Source organism: Paraburkholderia sp. J76, assembly GCF_905220295.1.
GTDB lineage: Bacteria > Pseudomonadota > Gammaproteobacteria > Burkholderiales > Burkholderiaceae > Paraburkholderia.
Genome location: NZ_CAJMZJ010000013.1, coordinates 64,784 through 79,397 on the forward strand (window position 1 = coordinate 64,784; position 14,614 = coordinate 79,397).

The 14,614-nt window shown below is 65.4% G+C and carries 13 protein-coding genes; 6 read left to right on the plus strand and 7 right to left on the minus strand.

Annotated features, from left to right (window positions below; all coding sequences use genetic code 11):
- Positions 1 to 5: 5 nt before the first annotated feature.
- On the minus strand, positions 6 to 914 hold the full coding sequence (locus U5768_RS23330; RefSeq protein ID WP_322032762.1) for a LysR family transcriptional regulator: 909 nt from the start codon (positions 912 to 914) through the stop codon (positions 6 to 8).
- A gap of 151 nt (positions 915 to 1,065) precedes the next feature.
- On the opposite strand from U5768_RS23330, the gene metE reads away from it, so the two are divergent.
- Positions 1,066 to 3,360, plus strand: a complete 2,295-nt coding sequence (gene metE, locus U5768_RS23335) for a 5-methyltetrahydropteroyltriglutamate--homocysteine S-methyltransferase (RefSeq protein WP_322032763.1) — start codon at positions 1,066 to 1,068, stop codon at positions 3,358 to 3,360.
- Between the two features lie 194 nt (positions 3,361 to 3,554).
- A complete protein-coding gene (locus U5768_RS23340; protein ID WP_322032764.1) occupies positions 3,555 to 4,121 on the plus strand; it encodes a DUF4142 domain-containing protein in 567 nt (188 codons plus the stop codon).
- 37 nt (positions 4,122 to 4,158) lie between these two features.
- On the opposite strand, the gene U5768_RS23345 is transcribed toward U5768_RS23340, so the two are convergent.
- Complete coding sequence (locus U5768_RS23345) at positions 4,159 to 4,758, minus strand: TMEM175 family protein (RefSeq protein WP_322032765.1); 600 nt, start codon at positions 4,756 to 4,758, stop codon at positions 4,159 to 4,161.
- A gap of 169 nt (positions 4,759 to 4,927) precedes the next feature.
- On the opposite strand from U5768_RS23345, the gene U5768_RS23350 reads away from it, so the two are divergent.
- Both U5768_RS23350 and U5768_RS23355 read left to right on the plus strand, forming a co-directional pair.
- Positions 4,928 to 5,623 carry a cytochrome b/b6 domain-containing protein gene (locus tag U5768_RS23350; protein ID WP_322032766.1) on the plus strand — a complete coding sequence of 232 codons (696 nt, stop codon included), beginning with the start codon at positions 4,928 to 4,930 and terminating at the stop codon, positions 5,621 to 5,623.
- A gap of 84 nt (positions 5,624 to 5,707) precedes the next feature.
- Positions 5,708 to 5,938: an H-NS family nucleoid-associated regulatory protein gene (locus U5768_RS23355; protein WP_322032767.1), complete on the plus strand. Its 231-nt coding sequence runs from the start codon at positions 5,708 to 5,710 to the stop codon at positions 5,936 to 5,938.
- 13 nt (positions 5,939 to 5,951) lie between these two features.
- Here U5768_RS23355 and kdgD read toward each other — a convergent pair whose 3' ends face one another.
- The 4 genes from kdgD to U5768_RS23375 form a co-directional block, all read right to left on the minus strand.
- Positions 5,952 to 6,869, minus strand: a complete 918-nt coding sequence (gene kdgD / locus U5768_RS23360) for a 5-dehydro-4-deoxyglucarate dehydratase (protein WP_322032768.1) — start codon at positions 6,867 to 6,869, stop codon at positions 5,952 to 5,954.
- Between the two features lie 51 nt (positions 6,870 to 6,920).
- Entirely contained in the window at positions 6,921 to 8,270 is a 1,350-nt protein-coding gene (gene gudD / locus U5768_RS23365; protein ID WP_322032769.1) for a glucarate dehydratase, read from the minus strand.
- 65 nt (positions 8,271 to 8,335) lie between these two features.
- Positions 8,336 to 9,424, minus strand: coding sequence for a lactonase family protein (locus U5768_RS23370; RefSeq protein WP_322032770.1), 1,089 nt, complete (start codon positions 9,422 to 9,424; stop codon positions 8,336 to 8,338).
- Positions 9,425 to 9,463: 39 nt separating this feature from the next.
- Complete coding sequence (locus U5768_RS23375) at positions 9,464 to 10,795, minus strand: MFS transporter (protein ID WP_322032771.1); 1,332 nt, start codon at positions 10,793 to 10,795, stop codon at positions 9,464 to 9,466.
- Positions 10,796 to 11,064: 269 nt separating this feature from the next.
- On the opposite strand from U5768_RS23375, the gene U5768_RS23380 reads away from it, so the two are divergent.
- Positions 11,065 to 12,648, plus strand: coding sequence for an aldehyde dehydrogenase (NADP(+)) (locus U5768_RS23380; protein ID WP_322032772.1), 1,584 nt, complete (start codon positions 11,065 to 11,067; stop codon positions 12,646 to 12,648).
- 78 nt (positions 12,649 to 12,726) lie between these two features.
- Here U5768_RS23380 and U5768_RS23385 read toward each other — a convergent pair whose 3' ends face one another.
- The gene (locus U5768_RS23385) at positions 12,727 to 13,464 is read right to left on the minus strand and encodes a FadR/GntR family transcriptional regulator (protein WP_322032773.1); all 738 of its coding nucleotides are present in this window, start codon (positions 13,462 to 13,464) and stop codon (positions 12,727 to 12,729) included.
- Between the two features lie 523 nt (positions 13,465 to 13,987).
- Here U5768_RS23385 and U5768_RS23390 point away from each other — a divergent pair.
- Entirely contained in the window at positions 13,988 to 14,593 is a 606-nt protein-coding gene (locus U5768_RS23390; protein ID WP_322032892.1) for a c-type cytochrome, read from the plus strand.
- The last annotated feature ends 21 nt before the right edge of the window (positions 14,594 to 14,614 follow it).

A 14,614-nucleotide genomic window follows, 5' to 3' on the forward strand; every position in this document is an offset into this window, starting at 1 on the left:
CGGCGTCAGCCTCGCACGCGCGGCTGCTGCCATATCGGGTCGCGCGCGAATTCGACGAAGGAATTCAGGTAATCGACCACGGCGTCGCCTTCCCGCGTGCCGAGAAAGATCTGTTTCGCAATGCCCTGCTTGCCGAGCTTCACGATCGCGAGCGGCATGCGGTCGGCGTATTCTTCCGCGAGCCATCGGGGCAACGCAGCCACGCCGCGACGGCTCGCGACCATCTGCAACATGATGTCGGTCGTTTCGATTGTCTTGTGACGACGCGGCGTGATGCTCGCGGGCCGCAAGAACTGGTTGTAGATGTCGAGCCGGTCGGTTTCCACGGGGTACGTGATGAGCGTTTCGTCGATGAGCTGCTCGGGCTTCACATAGCGCACGTTCGCGAGCCGATGCGTATCCGCGACCACCAGCACCTGTTCGTAGTCGAAAACCGGATCGAAACGCAGTCCTGGCCGAATGAGCGGGTCGGGCGTGACCAGCACGTCGATGTCATAGCCGATCAACGCGCCGATACCGCCAAACTGAAACCGCTGCTTCACGTCCACGTCGACGTCGGGCCAGCGCGCCAGATACGGCGACACCACCTTGAGCAGCCATTGATAGCACGGCGCGCATTCCATACCAATGCGCAGCGTGCCGCGTTCGCCCGCCGCATATTGCTTCATGCGCTCCTCGGCGAGTTCGAACTGCGGCAGGAGCCGGTCGGCGAGCGAGAGCAGATATTGCCCGGCCTGCGTGAGCCGCAGGCTGCGCCCTTCGCGGTCCCAGATTTGCGTGCCGAGCTGCTGCTCGATTTTCTTGACCGTGTGGCTCAGCGCCGATTGCGTGAGGAAAAGCGTTTCCGCGGCGGCGGTAAGCGAGCCCTGGCGCGCGACTTCGCGGACGATCACTAGATGAAAACGTTCGAGCATGGAAAAAGACAATCCCGCGCCGAATCCGGCGGCAGATGAAGAAAACTAATGGATGGATGAAATAATGCCATTTTTCTTCATTGTCGGATACCTCTATTATCGCTGCCACTCGGGATCGTTTTCAGCACCTTCATTTCGGACGGCAACGCACATGGTCACCACGCACAATCTCGGCTTTCCGCGCATCGGCGCAAAACGCGAACTCAAATTCGGTCTCGAACGCTACTGGAAAGGCGAATCTTCGCGCGACGAACTGAAGGCGCTCGGCGCGCAACTACGCGCGCGCCACTGGGAAAACCAGCAGGGTCTCGACCTCGTGCCCGCGGGCGACTTCGCGTTCTACGACCAGGTGCTCGACATGAGCTTCACGCTCGGCAACCTGCCCGAGCGCGTGCAGGGCTTTCACGGCGACAAGCTCGACAACTACTTCCGCGTGGCGCGTGGCCGCTCGGCAGCAGGCGCCGAGGATCACGCCGCGTGCTGCGGCGGCGTCGCGGCCGGCGAAATGACGAAGTGGTTCGACACGAACTACCACTACATCGTCCCCGAATTTACGGCCGATACGCAATTCAACCTGGACACCTCGCGCCTTTCCGAACAGTTGCGCGAAGCGCGCGAGCTGGGCGTGAAGGCCAAGCCGGTGATCATCGGGCCGCTCACGTATCTGTGGCTCGGCAAGGCCAAGGACGACTCGGACAAGCTCGCGCTGCTGCCGCGCGTCATGCCGGTATACCGCGCGCTGCTCGACTACTTCCGCGTGATGGGCGTCGAATGGGTGCAGATCGACGAGCCGATTCTCGTGACCGAACTCGATCCGGCGTGGCGCGCGGCATTTGCTACGGCCTACGAAGGATTCGATCAGCGCAGCGTCAAGCTTCTGCTGGCCACCTATTTCGGACAACTTCAGGATAATCTCGACCTCGCGTGCTCGCTGCCCGTCGACGGTTTGCATATCGATGCGATCAACGCCCGCGCTGAAGTCGCGCTGGCCGCACAACAACTGCCTGCGCAAAGCGTGCTTTCGGTGGGCGCGATCAACGGCCGCAACATCTGGAAGACGGACCTGAACGCCGCGCTCGAATGGCTCGAACCGCTCGCGAAGCAACTGGGCGATCGTCTCTGGATCGCGCCGTCGTGCTCGCTGCTGCACGTGCCCGTCGATCTCGCGAGCGAAGCAAAGCTCGACGCCGAAATCCGCTCGTGGCTCGCATTCGCACTGCAAAAGCTCGATGAAGTGAAGGTGCTCGCCACGGCGCTGAACGCTGGCCGCGACCCGGTCGCCGCCGAACTCGCGGCAAACGCCGCGGCAGTTGCCGCGCGCCGACAGTCGCCGCGTGTGAACAACCCGGCGGTGAAGGCCGCGATCGCTCGTATCGACGCGCAACTCGGCAATCGCCAGCACGCTTACGCCGAGCGCGCCGCGAAACAGGCCGCGCGCCTGAAGCTGCCCGCTTTCCCGACCACCACGATCGGCTCGTTCCCGCAGACGGCGGAAATCCGCCAGGCGCGCAGCCAGTTCAAGAGCGGTGCACTCGACCACGCGGGCTACCAGGCCGCCATGCGCGCCGAAATCGAGCGCAGTGTGCGCGAGCAGGAACAACTGGGTCTCGACGTGCTCGTGCACGGCGAAGCCGAGCGCAACGACATGGTGGAGTATTTCGGCGAGCAACTCGACGGCTACGCGTTCAGCCAGTTCGGCTGGGTGCAGTCGTACGGCTCGCGCTGCGTGAAGCCGCCCATTCTGTTCGGCGACATCAGCCGCCCGAAGGCGATGACAGTCGAGTGGATCACCTACGCGCAGTCGCTCACGAACAAGCCCATGAAGGGCATGCTCACGGGCCCGGTGACGATCCTCAACTGGTCGTTCGTGCGCGACGACCAGCCGCGTTCGGTCTCGTGCTACCAGCTCGCGCTCGCCATTCGCGAAGAAGTGCTCGACCTCGAGAAGGCGGGCGTGGGCGTGATCCAGATCGACGAGGCGGCGCTGCGCGAAGGTCTGCCGCTGCGCCGCGCCCAGTGGGGCGAATATCTGCGCTGGGCCGTGGAATCGTTCCGCATCACGGCGAACGGCGTGAAAGACGAAACCCAGATCCACACGCACATGTGTTATTCGGAGTTCAACGACATCATCGCGTCGATCGCCGACATGGATGCGGACGTCATTACCATCGAGACCTCGCGCTCGGACATGGAACTGCTCGACGCATTCGACAACTTCAGGTATCCGAACGAAATCGGGCCGGGCGTGTACGACATTCACTCGCCGAACATCCCGGCCGAATCGCATATCGTGCAACTGATGCAGAAAGCCGCCGAGCGCATTCCGGCCGAGCGCCTGTGGGTGAACCCCGATTGCGGTTTGAAGACGCGCCAGTGGGCCGAGGTGATTCCCGCGCTCACCAATATGGTCGCCGCCGCAAGGGCGCTGCGCAGCCAGGTGCGGTGAGGCTCGTTAATTGAGCGCGGGTTGGTGCGGCTGGAACACGCGTTATTGCTTCGCGTGCCCTCTTACCAACCGTTACACAAGCGAAGCAATCGTTTCACCTGAACGGAAAGCGAGTTCATAGAATTCCCCAGACCGTCGAGCAGCAAGGCACCACGCCACGTCGGTTTATACCAACTACGCAAAAAGGAATTCACATGACTCGCCTCTCGCTCGCCTCGCTCATAGCGGCTTCGGCCACCGGCCTTTGCGCCGTTACGCTGAGCGCCCATGCGCAGACCGCCGCGCCCACCGCAACGGCAGCGGCTTCCGCCTCCGCCAGCCGGCTTCACGAAGCCGACCAGGCCTTTATCGCTGACGGCACGCAAACGGTCGCCACGCAGCGCGATGCCGCGCGCATTGCCGACTCGCGCTCGACCGATCGGGAAGTCAAGGCCTTCGCGGAAAAACTGGTGGCCGACTATACGAAGCTGTCCGACTCGATGCGCGCCGCGAGCCCGCGCGGCGTGGACGTGCCGCGCAACGACCCCGATGCGGCCGTGATCGGCAGCATCGACAATCTGCGCGGCGCGGATTTCGACAAGACGTATATCGAGCAGATCGCGCTGGCCGGTCAGCAGAAAACGCTTTCGGCATTCCAGGCGGAGATCGCCTCGGGCCGCGACGCGGGCCTCAAGAAGGCCGCCACCGCCGGTCTGCCCGTGATCCAGGCCGACTACGCCAAGGCGCAGGAACTCGCCAAACGCAAGCACCTGGCAGGCTAACGACGATGTGATGCAGCAAGGGCCGGCCCCTTGCTGCTTACTCTTCCTTCTTTTCGCCGGCAGCGAGGGCGAGACGTTCCATGCGCCGATCGGGCACGAGCCAGAGCAGCGCCACGACGAAGTAGAAGATCGCGCCAATACGCGGATAATCGAGCGCAGCGAGCGCGAACCCTGCCAGATACAGCACCGGCGATATTTTGCCCTTCGCGTCGTTGCCCAGCGCGACGGCAAGCGGGCTTTGCCTGCCGTGGTAGCGCACAAGCGTGAATTGCAGCACGACATAGGCCAGCGCGCAGAGCAGCAGGTTGACGCCGTAGAGCGCGGTCGGCCAGCGCCCGAAGTGGTTTTCGCCCATCCAGCCCGTGGTGAACGGCAGCAGCGAGAGCCAGAACAGCAGATGCAGATTGCCCCAGAGCACCGAGCCGTTCACGCGGCGCGCCGCTTGCAGCATGTGGTGATGGTTGTTCCAGTAAATCCCCACGTAGATGAAACTCAGCACGTAGCTCAGATAAACCGGCCAGAGCGGCACGAGCGCAGCGAGATCGTCGCCATGCGGCACCTTGAGTTCCAGCACCATGATGGTGATGATGATGGCGAGCACGCCATCGCTGAACGCTTCGAGTCGGTTTTTTTCCATCTGCGGGATCGGCTTGCAAGGGATGTAAGGCACGCGGCAAGTATGGCCGAAGTCGCCAAGCGACGCCACGTAGCCGCAGCGGCATATCTTGCGCCGCACATGGCGCGCGAACGTTCCTGAACTATGATGCCCTTGAGCGCCACATCCGCTCGCCAGCCAGCCACGGATCATGAACTCGACGACATCTGCAACCCGCGACCGCCCCAACCAGCCTGAGCGACGCGTGCCCGTCTGGGACCTGCCCACGCGCCTGTTCCACTGGCTGAGCGTCTTGCTCGTGGCGGCGGCCTACGTCACGCAGCGCATGAACTGGATGCAGGCGCACGTGCGCATCGGCGAAACGCTGCTCGCGCTCGTGCTGTTTCGCATTTTGTGGGGCTGCTTCGGCAGCGAGACCGCGCGCTTTTCGCGCTTCGTGGCGTCGCCGCGCAAGGCGGTCGAGCATCTGCGTCATTTGTTGCGGCGCGAGCCCGACGTGCAGGTGGGCCACAACGCGGCGGGCGGCTGGATGGTCCTGCTGCTGCTCGCGCTGCTGTTGCTCGAAACGCTCACGGGTCTCTACGACAACAACGACATCGCCGACGAAGGCCCGCTCAGCGAAATCGTGCCCGCGAAAATCGCCAATGCCATCGCCGGCCTGCATGCGTGGGGCTGGGATCTGCTCGCGGCGGCGGTCGTGTTGCACGTGTGCGCGATTGCCGTCTATGCGCTCGTGAAAGGCCACAATCTGATCGGCCCGATGATCAGCGGCAAAAAGCGTTTGCCCGCCTCGGTGCGCGCGCCCGCGCGCGGGTCGCTGTGGCTGGCGGCCTTGCTGATGGGACTGTCGGGCGTCGTGGTCGCGTTGCTCGCCGCGTATCTTTGATACTGCGTGTGCGGTTTAAAACCCACGCGAAGCCCGCGCAGCGCGTAAAATCAGCGGCTCGTTTTCACTCGACAGAATTAATCGATGGCTACTTACCGCGAATTGCTCGCCCAGAAACGCGAACTCGACGAGCGTATCGAAGCGGCGCGCGCCGAAGCGGCGCACGAGGCGCTGGCCAGCGTGCGCGCGGCAATCGCCGAATTCGGCTTCACGCCCGACGAGGTATTCGGCAGGCCGCGCCGCGCGCGCAAGACGGCAGGCAACGCAGGCAAAAAGCGCGAGCGCGCCAACCTGGACCTGTTCGGCGACGCCTGACCCGCCGCGCGCGTTACTGCGCGCCGAGCTTCTTGATCAGCACGTCGAGCTGCGCCACTTCCTCTTCCGCAAGATCGGTGAGCGGCGCGCGCACGGGGCCCGCGTCGCGGCCCACGAGTTTCGCGCCCGCCTTCACAATGCTCACCGCATAGCCCGCGCGGCGATTGCGGATCTTCAGATACGGCAGGAAGAATTCGTCGATGAGCTTGCCGACGGTGGCGTGATCGTCGGCGGCGATCGCGCGATAGAACTGCATCGCCGTCTTCGGAATGAAGTTGAACACCGCCGACGAATACACCGGCACGCCCAGCGCCTTGTACGCCGCGGCGTAGACTTCGGCCGTGGGCAGGCCGCCCAGGTACGAGAAGCGCTCGCCCAGACGCCGGCGAATCGTCACCATCGCCTCGATCTCGCCCACGCCGTCCTTGAAGCCGATCAGGTTCTCGCAGCGGTCCGCGAGTTGTTCGAGCATGTCGGCGTTGAGCTTCGAATTGGCGCGGTTATAGACGATCACGCCCATCTTCGGCACGGCCTTGCAAACCTGCTCCACGTGCGCGGCAATGCCTTCCTGCGAGGCTTCCGTGAGGTAATGCGGCATCAGCAGAATGCCTTGCGCGCCGTTGCGCTCGGCTTCCTGCGCATATTCGATGGCCACACGCGTCGCGCCGCCCGCGCCCGCGAGAATCGGCACCTTGCCCTTGCAGGTTTCGGTGGCCGTCTTGATGACCTGCGAGTACTCGCTCTTCGTGAGCGAGAAGAATTCGCCCGTGCCGCCCGCCGCGAACAGCGCGCTCGCGCCGTAGGGGGCCAGCCATTCGAGGCGCTCGGCGTACGTGCTCGCGCGGAAGTTGCCTTGCGCGTCGAAGTCGGTCACAGGGAACGAAAGCAGGCCTTCGGAGACGATTTGCTTGAGTTCTTGCGGCGTGGTCATGGTCTTGATCCTGTAGCGAAGTCAGTAAAAGTGTTCGGTTGAAGACGGCGTTCAGCGCACGAGGCACGGGCGCTTGTTGTCGAATTTCCAGTCGGGAACGAGGTATTGCATGGCGATCGCGTCGTCGCGCGCGCCGAGGCCGTGTTCCTGGTAGAGCGCGTGGGCCTTTTCCAGTTCGTCCATGTCGATCTCGATGCCGAGGCCCGGCTTCTGCGGCACCTGCACCTTGCCGCCCACGATCTGCAGCGGCTCGCGCGTGAGGCGCTGGCCGTCCTGCCAGATCCAGTGCGTGTCGATCGCGGTGATCTTGCCTGGCGCGGCCGCGGCCGCGTGCGTGAACATGGCGAGCGAAATGTCGAAGTGGTTGTTCGAATGCGAGCCCCACGTGAGGCCCCAGTCGTTGCACATTTGCGCGACGCGCACCGAACCCTGCATGGTCCAGAAGTGCGGATCGGCGAGCGGAATGTCCACCGATTGCAACTGGATGGCGTGGCCCATTTGCCGCCAGTCGGTCGCGATCATGTTGGTGGCCGTGGGCAGGCCCGTGGCGCGCCGGAACTCGGCCATCACTTCGCGGCCCGAGTAGCCGTTTTCCGCGCCGCAAGGGTCTTCCGCGTAGGCGAGCACGCCGTGCTTGTCGCGGCACAGCCGGATGGCCTCGGCCAGCGACCATGCGCCGTTCGGGTCGAGTGTCACGCGCGCCTCGGGAAAGCGCTCGGCCAGCGCCGTGACCGCTTCCATTTCCGCGTCGCCCGCCAGCACGCCACCCTTGAGCTTGAAGTCGTTGAAGCCGTAGCGCGCTTGCGCGGCTTCCGCCAGACGCACGACCGCTTCCGGCGTCATCGCTTCTTCGGTGCGCAGGCGCTCCCAGTCGTCGCGGCCATCGGCGCCGCTCGCGTACGCGAGATCGGTCTTGTTGCGATCGCCGATGAAGAACAGATAGCCGAGCATTTCCACTTCGCTGCGCTGCTGGCCTTCGCCCAGCAGCGCGGCAACGGGCACGTTCAAATGCTGGCCGAGCAAATCGAGCAGCGCGGCTTCGAGCGCCGTGACCGCGTGAATCGTGGTGCGCAGGTCGAAGGTCTGCAGGCCGCGGCCGCCCGAGTCGCGGTCGGCGAACTGCTTGCGCACGGTATTGAGCACCGACTGCATGTTGCCGATGGACTGGCCCGCCACGAACGCGCGCGCGTCTTCGAGCGTCTTGCGGATCGCCTCGCCGCCGGGCACTTCGCCGATGCCGGTGTTGCCCGCGCTGTCGCGCAGCAGCACGACGTTGCGCGTGAAGAACGGACCGTGCGCGCCGGAGAGGTTCAGCAGCATGCTGTCGCGGCCCGCCACGGGCACGACGCGCAGCTCGGTCACAACGGGGGTGGCGTTCGGTTGAACGGTTTGTGTGGACATGAAGGTATTACCTGTAAAAGTGCGGCGCGCTGCGCCCTGACGATCGAAACGTTTTGTTGAACCGGTTAAGCGCCGGCGGCGACGATCTCCACCCAGTTCGCGCCGTTGCCGCCCTCGCTGCGCGAGAGGGGCGTGAGCGCGCCGCTGTTTGCATCGACGGAATAGACCGAGACGTGTTGCGATTTTTCTCCGCATGCCACGAGAAAACGGCCCGTCGGGTCGATGCGAAAGCCGCGCGGCTGCGTTTCCGTCGCGGTTGCGCCCGCGTATTCGAGCGCGCCATCCTGAGCGACGCGCAGCGCGAGAATCTGGCTCGTCGTACGCTCGGACACGTAGACGAAGCGGCCATCGGGCGAAACGTGGATGTCGGCGGCCCAGATGTTCTTCGCGAGCACGGCCGGGTCCGGCTGCACGGGGTCCGTGGGGCTCGGGCGCGCGAAACCGTCATTCAGATGCGCGAGGGCGGCGGCGCGCGGCGAAACGTGCAGCGGCGCGAGCTTGCCCGTGGCGGCGTCGCGCGCGAAAGCCGCCACTGTCGCGCGGAATTCGCTCAGCACGTACAGCACGTCGCCGCCCGGCGAAAAGCGCAGATGGCGCGGACCGAAGCCCGCGCCGAGATCGACCGTGCCGATCTCGACGAGGCGCCCTTCGTCTTCGAGCGCGAACGCGAACACGTGGTCGCTGCCAAGCGACGACGCATATGCGAAGCGCCCATCGGCGGAAACGATGACGGCATGCGCATGCTTCACGTCGCTCACGACTTGCAGCGGCGCGCCCTTCCCGCTCTCAAGATCGCCCGCGCCATACAGGCTCACGCGGTGCTCGCCGTACGAAGCGCCCAGCAAAAAACGCCCCAGCGGCTCCGCGCACAGATACGCGAGGCTCGATTCGATGGGCGTCTGCACGTTGGGCGCGAGGTTGCCGGTTTGCGCATCGATGGCGTAGTCGTTGATGCGCTTGTCGGCGCCGCGCGTGGCCGCGTACAGGCGGCGGCGATCGGGCGAGAGCGCCATCGGCATGACGTTGTCCTGCGCCGCCACGCGCGCTTGCGGCGTGAGCGCGCCATTACGCGCGTCGAGATGGAACACGCCAATGTCCCCGTCTTTCGAATTCGCGACGTAGACGAAGAAGCACTCGGGGTTCGGCTGATTCATGGTGTGTATTTCCTTCTCGATTGAAAGTGGCGCCCGGGTTCAATGCGCGCCGCTGCGCACCGCATCGTCGGCAAAGGCGCGGCGCGACGGCTTGTTGCGGGCGAGGAACGCGGCGGCCGCGGCGATGAGCGACGTCACGCCCAGGCCGTACAGGCCGCCCGTAATCGAGCCCGTATGCTGCTGAAGATAGCCGAAAGTGGCGGGCGCGAAGAAGCCGCCCAGGTTGCCGAGCGAATTGATGAGCGCGATCACGCCGGCGGCCACGCGGGTGTCGAGATAGCCCTGCGGCATGGGCCAGAACAGCGACGAAGCCGCCTTGAAGCCGATGGCCGAAAAGCAGATCGCCACGAACGAAAACACCGGGTCCGACGAAGTCGAAGCGAACAGGCCGCAGGCCGCGATCACGAGCGCGACGGCGAGCCACGCCTGCTGGAAGCGGTACTTCGCCGAGAGCAGCGCGAAGCCGTACATCGCGACGATGGCGATCATCCACGGAATAGCGTTGTAGAGGCCGACCTGGAAGTCGCTCAGGCCGCCCATCTTGCGGATGATCGTGGGCAGCCAGAACGTGGCCGCGTAAATGGTGAGCTGGATGGCGAAATAGAGGAAGCAGAACAGCACGATCTGCGGGTCTCTCAGCAGGCGCAGCACGGACACGTGCGCGCCAGTGGCGGCTTCGCGCTCGGCCTGCTCGCGCGCGAGATACGTTTCGAGCGCGCCCTGCTCGTCGCTCGTGAGCCAGTGCGCGTCGCGAATGCGCGACTTGAGGAATACCCAGCTCACGCCGCACAGCACGATGGAAAAGCCGCCTTCGATCAGGAACATCCACTGCCAGCCCGCGAGACCCAGGCCGCGCACGGAAAGCAGCGCGCCCGTGATCGGCCCCGAGAGCACGGAGGCGAACGCCGAGCCCGCGAGAAACACAGCCGCCGCCTTGCCGCGCTCCTTCTGCGGCAGCCACTGCGCGAAGTAATAGATCACGCCGGGAAAGAAGCCCGCTTCGGCCACGCCGAGCAGAAACCGCAGCACGTAGAACGAGGTGTCGCTGTGCACGAACGCCATGGCGCCCGCCACGAGGCCCCAGGTACCCATGATGCGCGTAAGCCATGCGCGCGCGCCATACTTCTGCATGAGGATGTTGGACGGCACCTCGAAGATCGCATAGCCCACGAAGAAGAGCCCCGCGCCGAACCCATACGCCGCCGCCGAAAGCCCGATATCGGCCTTCATGTGCGCGCCTGCGAAGCCGACGTTCACGCGGTCGATATAGTTCGCGATGAACATGATGAGGAAAAGCGGGAGCACGTGCCGCAGGACCTTGGCACTAGCCGACTCCAGCAGATGTTCGTGACGGTGGGCAGGGGCGGACATCGGGGCTGTCTCCTTCTGGCGCGTAGAGGGCGCGCGGATTGGGTGATGCGTGGTACGTTGTCTGATGACATTCTAGACTTGTGCCTCACGGGAGCCAACGTCGTGTTTACCCTGCTCCGGAACGGAAATCATACCCGAAAAGGCTTGATTGGCGTGGGCGGCGGCGTTTCTCATCCACAAATGACGCACCGTTGCGTTCATTCGCAGGCTAACTGGCGTATGATAGTTGTACGATGACTTAGCTCGCGGCACTCTTACTCGGAGACGACATGCAAATCACTGGCGACATGCTTATTGGAGGCCGCGCGGTGCGCGGCTCGGAAAAGCCGCTCGCGGCACTCAATCCCGCCACGGGCGAGGCGATCCCCGCGCCGGCCTTCGGCAGCGGCACGGCCGCCGACGTCGACGCCGCCTGCAAGCTCGCCGCCGCGGCGTTCGACGCCTACCGCACGCTGCCCCTCGCGGTGCGCGCGGCGTTTCTGGAACGCATCGCCGACGGCATCGCCGCGCTGGGCGACGCGCTCACCGAGCGCGCCCACGCGGAAACCGGCCTGCCGAAAGCGCGCCTCGAAGGCGAGCGTGGCCGCACCGTCGGTCAACTGAAGCTGTTCGCGCAGGAAGTGCGCCAGGGCCTGTGGCTGACGCCCACGCTCGACGCCGCCCTGCCCGAGCGTAAGCCGCTGCCGCGCGCCGATCTGCGTCTGCAGAAAATCGCGCTCGGTCCTGTCGCGGTGTTCGGCGCCAGCAACTTCCCGCTCGCGTTTTCGGTGGCGGGCGGCGACACGGCGGCGGCGCTCGCGGCGGGCTGCCCGGTGATCGTCAAGGCGCACGGCGCGCACCTCGGCACATCGGAGATGGTGGGCCGCGTGATCCAGCAAGCGGTGCAGGAGATGGGGCTGCCCGAAGGCGTGTTCTCGCTCATCGTCGGCGCCGGGCGCACCGTGGGCGAAGCGCTCGTTGCGCATCCGGCGATCAAGGCCGTGGGGTTCACGGGCTCGCGCGCGGGCGGCATGGCGCTCGTGCGCATCGCCGCGAATCGGCCCGAGCCCATTCCTGTCTACGCGGAAATGAGCAGCATCAATCCCGTGTTTTTGTTGCCCGAGGCGCTCGCGGCGCGCGGCGCGGCCATCGCGCAGGGTTTCGTCGATTCGCTCGTATTGGGCGCGGGCCAGTTCTGCACGAATCCAGGTCTGGCGATCGGCATCGAAGGCCCGGCGCTCGATGCGTTCGCGCAGGCCGCGGCGCAGGCGCTGGGCGTCAAGCCCGCGCAGACCATGCTCACTTCGGGCATTCATGCGGCGTATGAAGAAGGCGCGCGGCGACTTGCGCAAACCCCGGGCGTGAGCGCGCTCGCCCAAGGCCAGGGCGCGAGCGGGCCGAACCAGGCGTTCGCCGCCCTCTTCGTGACCGACGCGCAAACCTTCCTCGCGCAGCCCGCCCTCGAAGACGAAGTGTTCGGCCCGGCCTCGACGCTCGTGCGCTGCAAGGACGAGACGGAACTGCTCGCCGTGGCCGAGCATTTCGCCGGCCAGCTCACGGCGACGATCCAGATGGACCGCACCGACATACCCGCTGCCATGCGACTCGTGCCGATACTCGAGCGCAAGGCGGGACGCCTGCTCGTGAACGGCTTCCCGACCGGCGTGGAAGTCACGCACGCGATGGTGCATGGCGGCCCGTTCCCGGCCACTTCCGATAGCCGCGCGACCTCGGTGGGCACGAGCGCGATGGAGCGCTTCCTGCGGCCCGTGTGTTATCAGGACTTCCCGGCGGAGTTGCTGCCGCAGGCGCTCGCGGATGCGAATCCGCTCGATCTGTGGCGGCGCAGGAATGGGGAGCTTGTGCGCGGGTAGTCGCCTTCTCTCGGTGATCCAAATGAAAACAGCGGCCCTGGCCGCTGTTTTTCCGCGTGCGTAGGAGGTTCGAACGCGCTACGCCCTTTCCCCCTCCGCCGCCGCGCGCCTCAACCGCTCGCGGCTGCTCGACAGATGCATGCGCATCGCCGCGCGCGCGCCTTCGGGATCGTGCCGCGCGATAGCGTCGAAAATGCTTTCGTGCTCGCGGTTCACCAGCTCGGCATAAGCCTGCGGATCGCGATGCGCAATGCCCGCCGAATCGACGCGACGGCGCGGGATCAACGCCGCGCCCATCTGCGTGAGGATATCGACGAAATAACGGTTGCCCGTGGCGCGCGCCACCGAGACGTGGAATTCGAGGTCGGCGCCCGAACTGTCGCCGCCCGTGCGAATGACGACGTCGAGCGTGTCGAGCGCGGCGCGCATGCCGGCCAGGTCGCGCTCGCTCGCGCGCTGCGCGGCGAGACCCGCGGCCTCCGTTTCGAGGCTGATGCGCAACTCGAGCACGGAAAGCACGTCGTCCAGCGTGCTGGCCGGCACGACGTCGAGATCGAGCGGCTCGCGGCGCGGCTCCAGCACGAAGCTGCCGATGCCGTGACGCGTTTCGATCACCGACATGGCCTGCAGACGCGAAATGGCCTCACGCACCACCGTGCGGCTCACGCCCAGTTGCGTCATGAGATTGCTTTCGGTGGGCAGCTTGTCGCCGGGCTTGAGCGCGCGCGCGGCGATCTGCTCGCGGATGAAGTTGACGACCTGCTCGGCGAGATTGCGGCTACGCGCGGCGATGGGCGCGGCAAGCGACTCCGCCATGTGGATCTCCTTGGCTCGAATAGGCGTATGTCGTTCCATTATACGTTGTCGTATAACCGCGGGAAAAGCCCGCACGCAACAGGCCGGGGACATCGGATGACTGCACGAGTAACGCCATCCACGGAGATCCGCGCGCCGCACGAAATCACGTATTAAAAGCGCTTCATTTTATTTCGCATTCCGATGCAATTCGCCGAACCCGATGCGCGATGGAAAGCACATATCGTTGTGTTTGCGAACATCGACGACAGCAAGAAATGCCGCGGATTTTTTTGCGCATCCGGGCTGCACAAGTCGGCGTTCTCCGATAATCTCCATCAAAAGGTGCGCGCCCGGCCGTCATGGAAAACGACAATCCCCACGGACGACGCCTCAACTGATATCGAATCGCAACGCGTTTGTGTAGTCACATTCCGTACCGAGGGAATCATTGAGAAACCGCATCGTCCTCCTCATCCTCGCGTTCGCGCTGCCCTGTGCGCCGCTATTCGCGGCGCCGCCCGCCGAGCCCGCGCCTGACACGATGCAGGCCCGCGTCATGGGTTGCGCGGCCTGCCACGGCGCGCACGGCGAAGGCACCGACAACGACTACTTCCCGCGTCTCGCTGGCAAGCCCGCGGCCTATCTGTTCAACCAGCTCGTCGCATTCCGCGACGGCGGCCGCAGCTATCCGCCCATGAACTACCTGCTGGCGTATCTGCCCGACGCCTATCTCAAGCAGCTCGCGGAATTCTTCTCGCAGCAGCACCCGCCCTACCCGCCGCCTGCGCAACCCACCGTCGACGCCGCCACGCTCGCGCTCGGCAAGTCGCTCGTCCTGAACGGCGACAGCAAGCGCAACGTGCCCGCCTGCGCGCTCTGCCACGGCGCCTCGCTCACGGGCATGCAGCCCGCCATTCCGGGTCTTGTCGGGCTGCATCCGAACTACATCAGCGCGCAGCTCGGCGCGTTCCGCTACGGCACGCGCCGCGGCGCCGCGCCCGATTGCATGCACGACATCGCCACCCGTCTCGCCGACCGCGACATCACCGCGATCGCGGCCTGGCTCGCGTCGCAACCCGCGCCTGCTGATCCGGCGCCCGCGGCAGCCGCGCCGCTGCCGCTCGCGTGCGGCAGCGTTCCTCACTAGCCGGGGCCTCGACGTGCACAG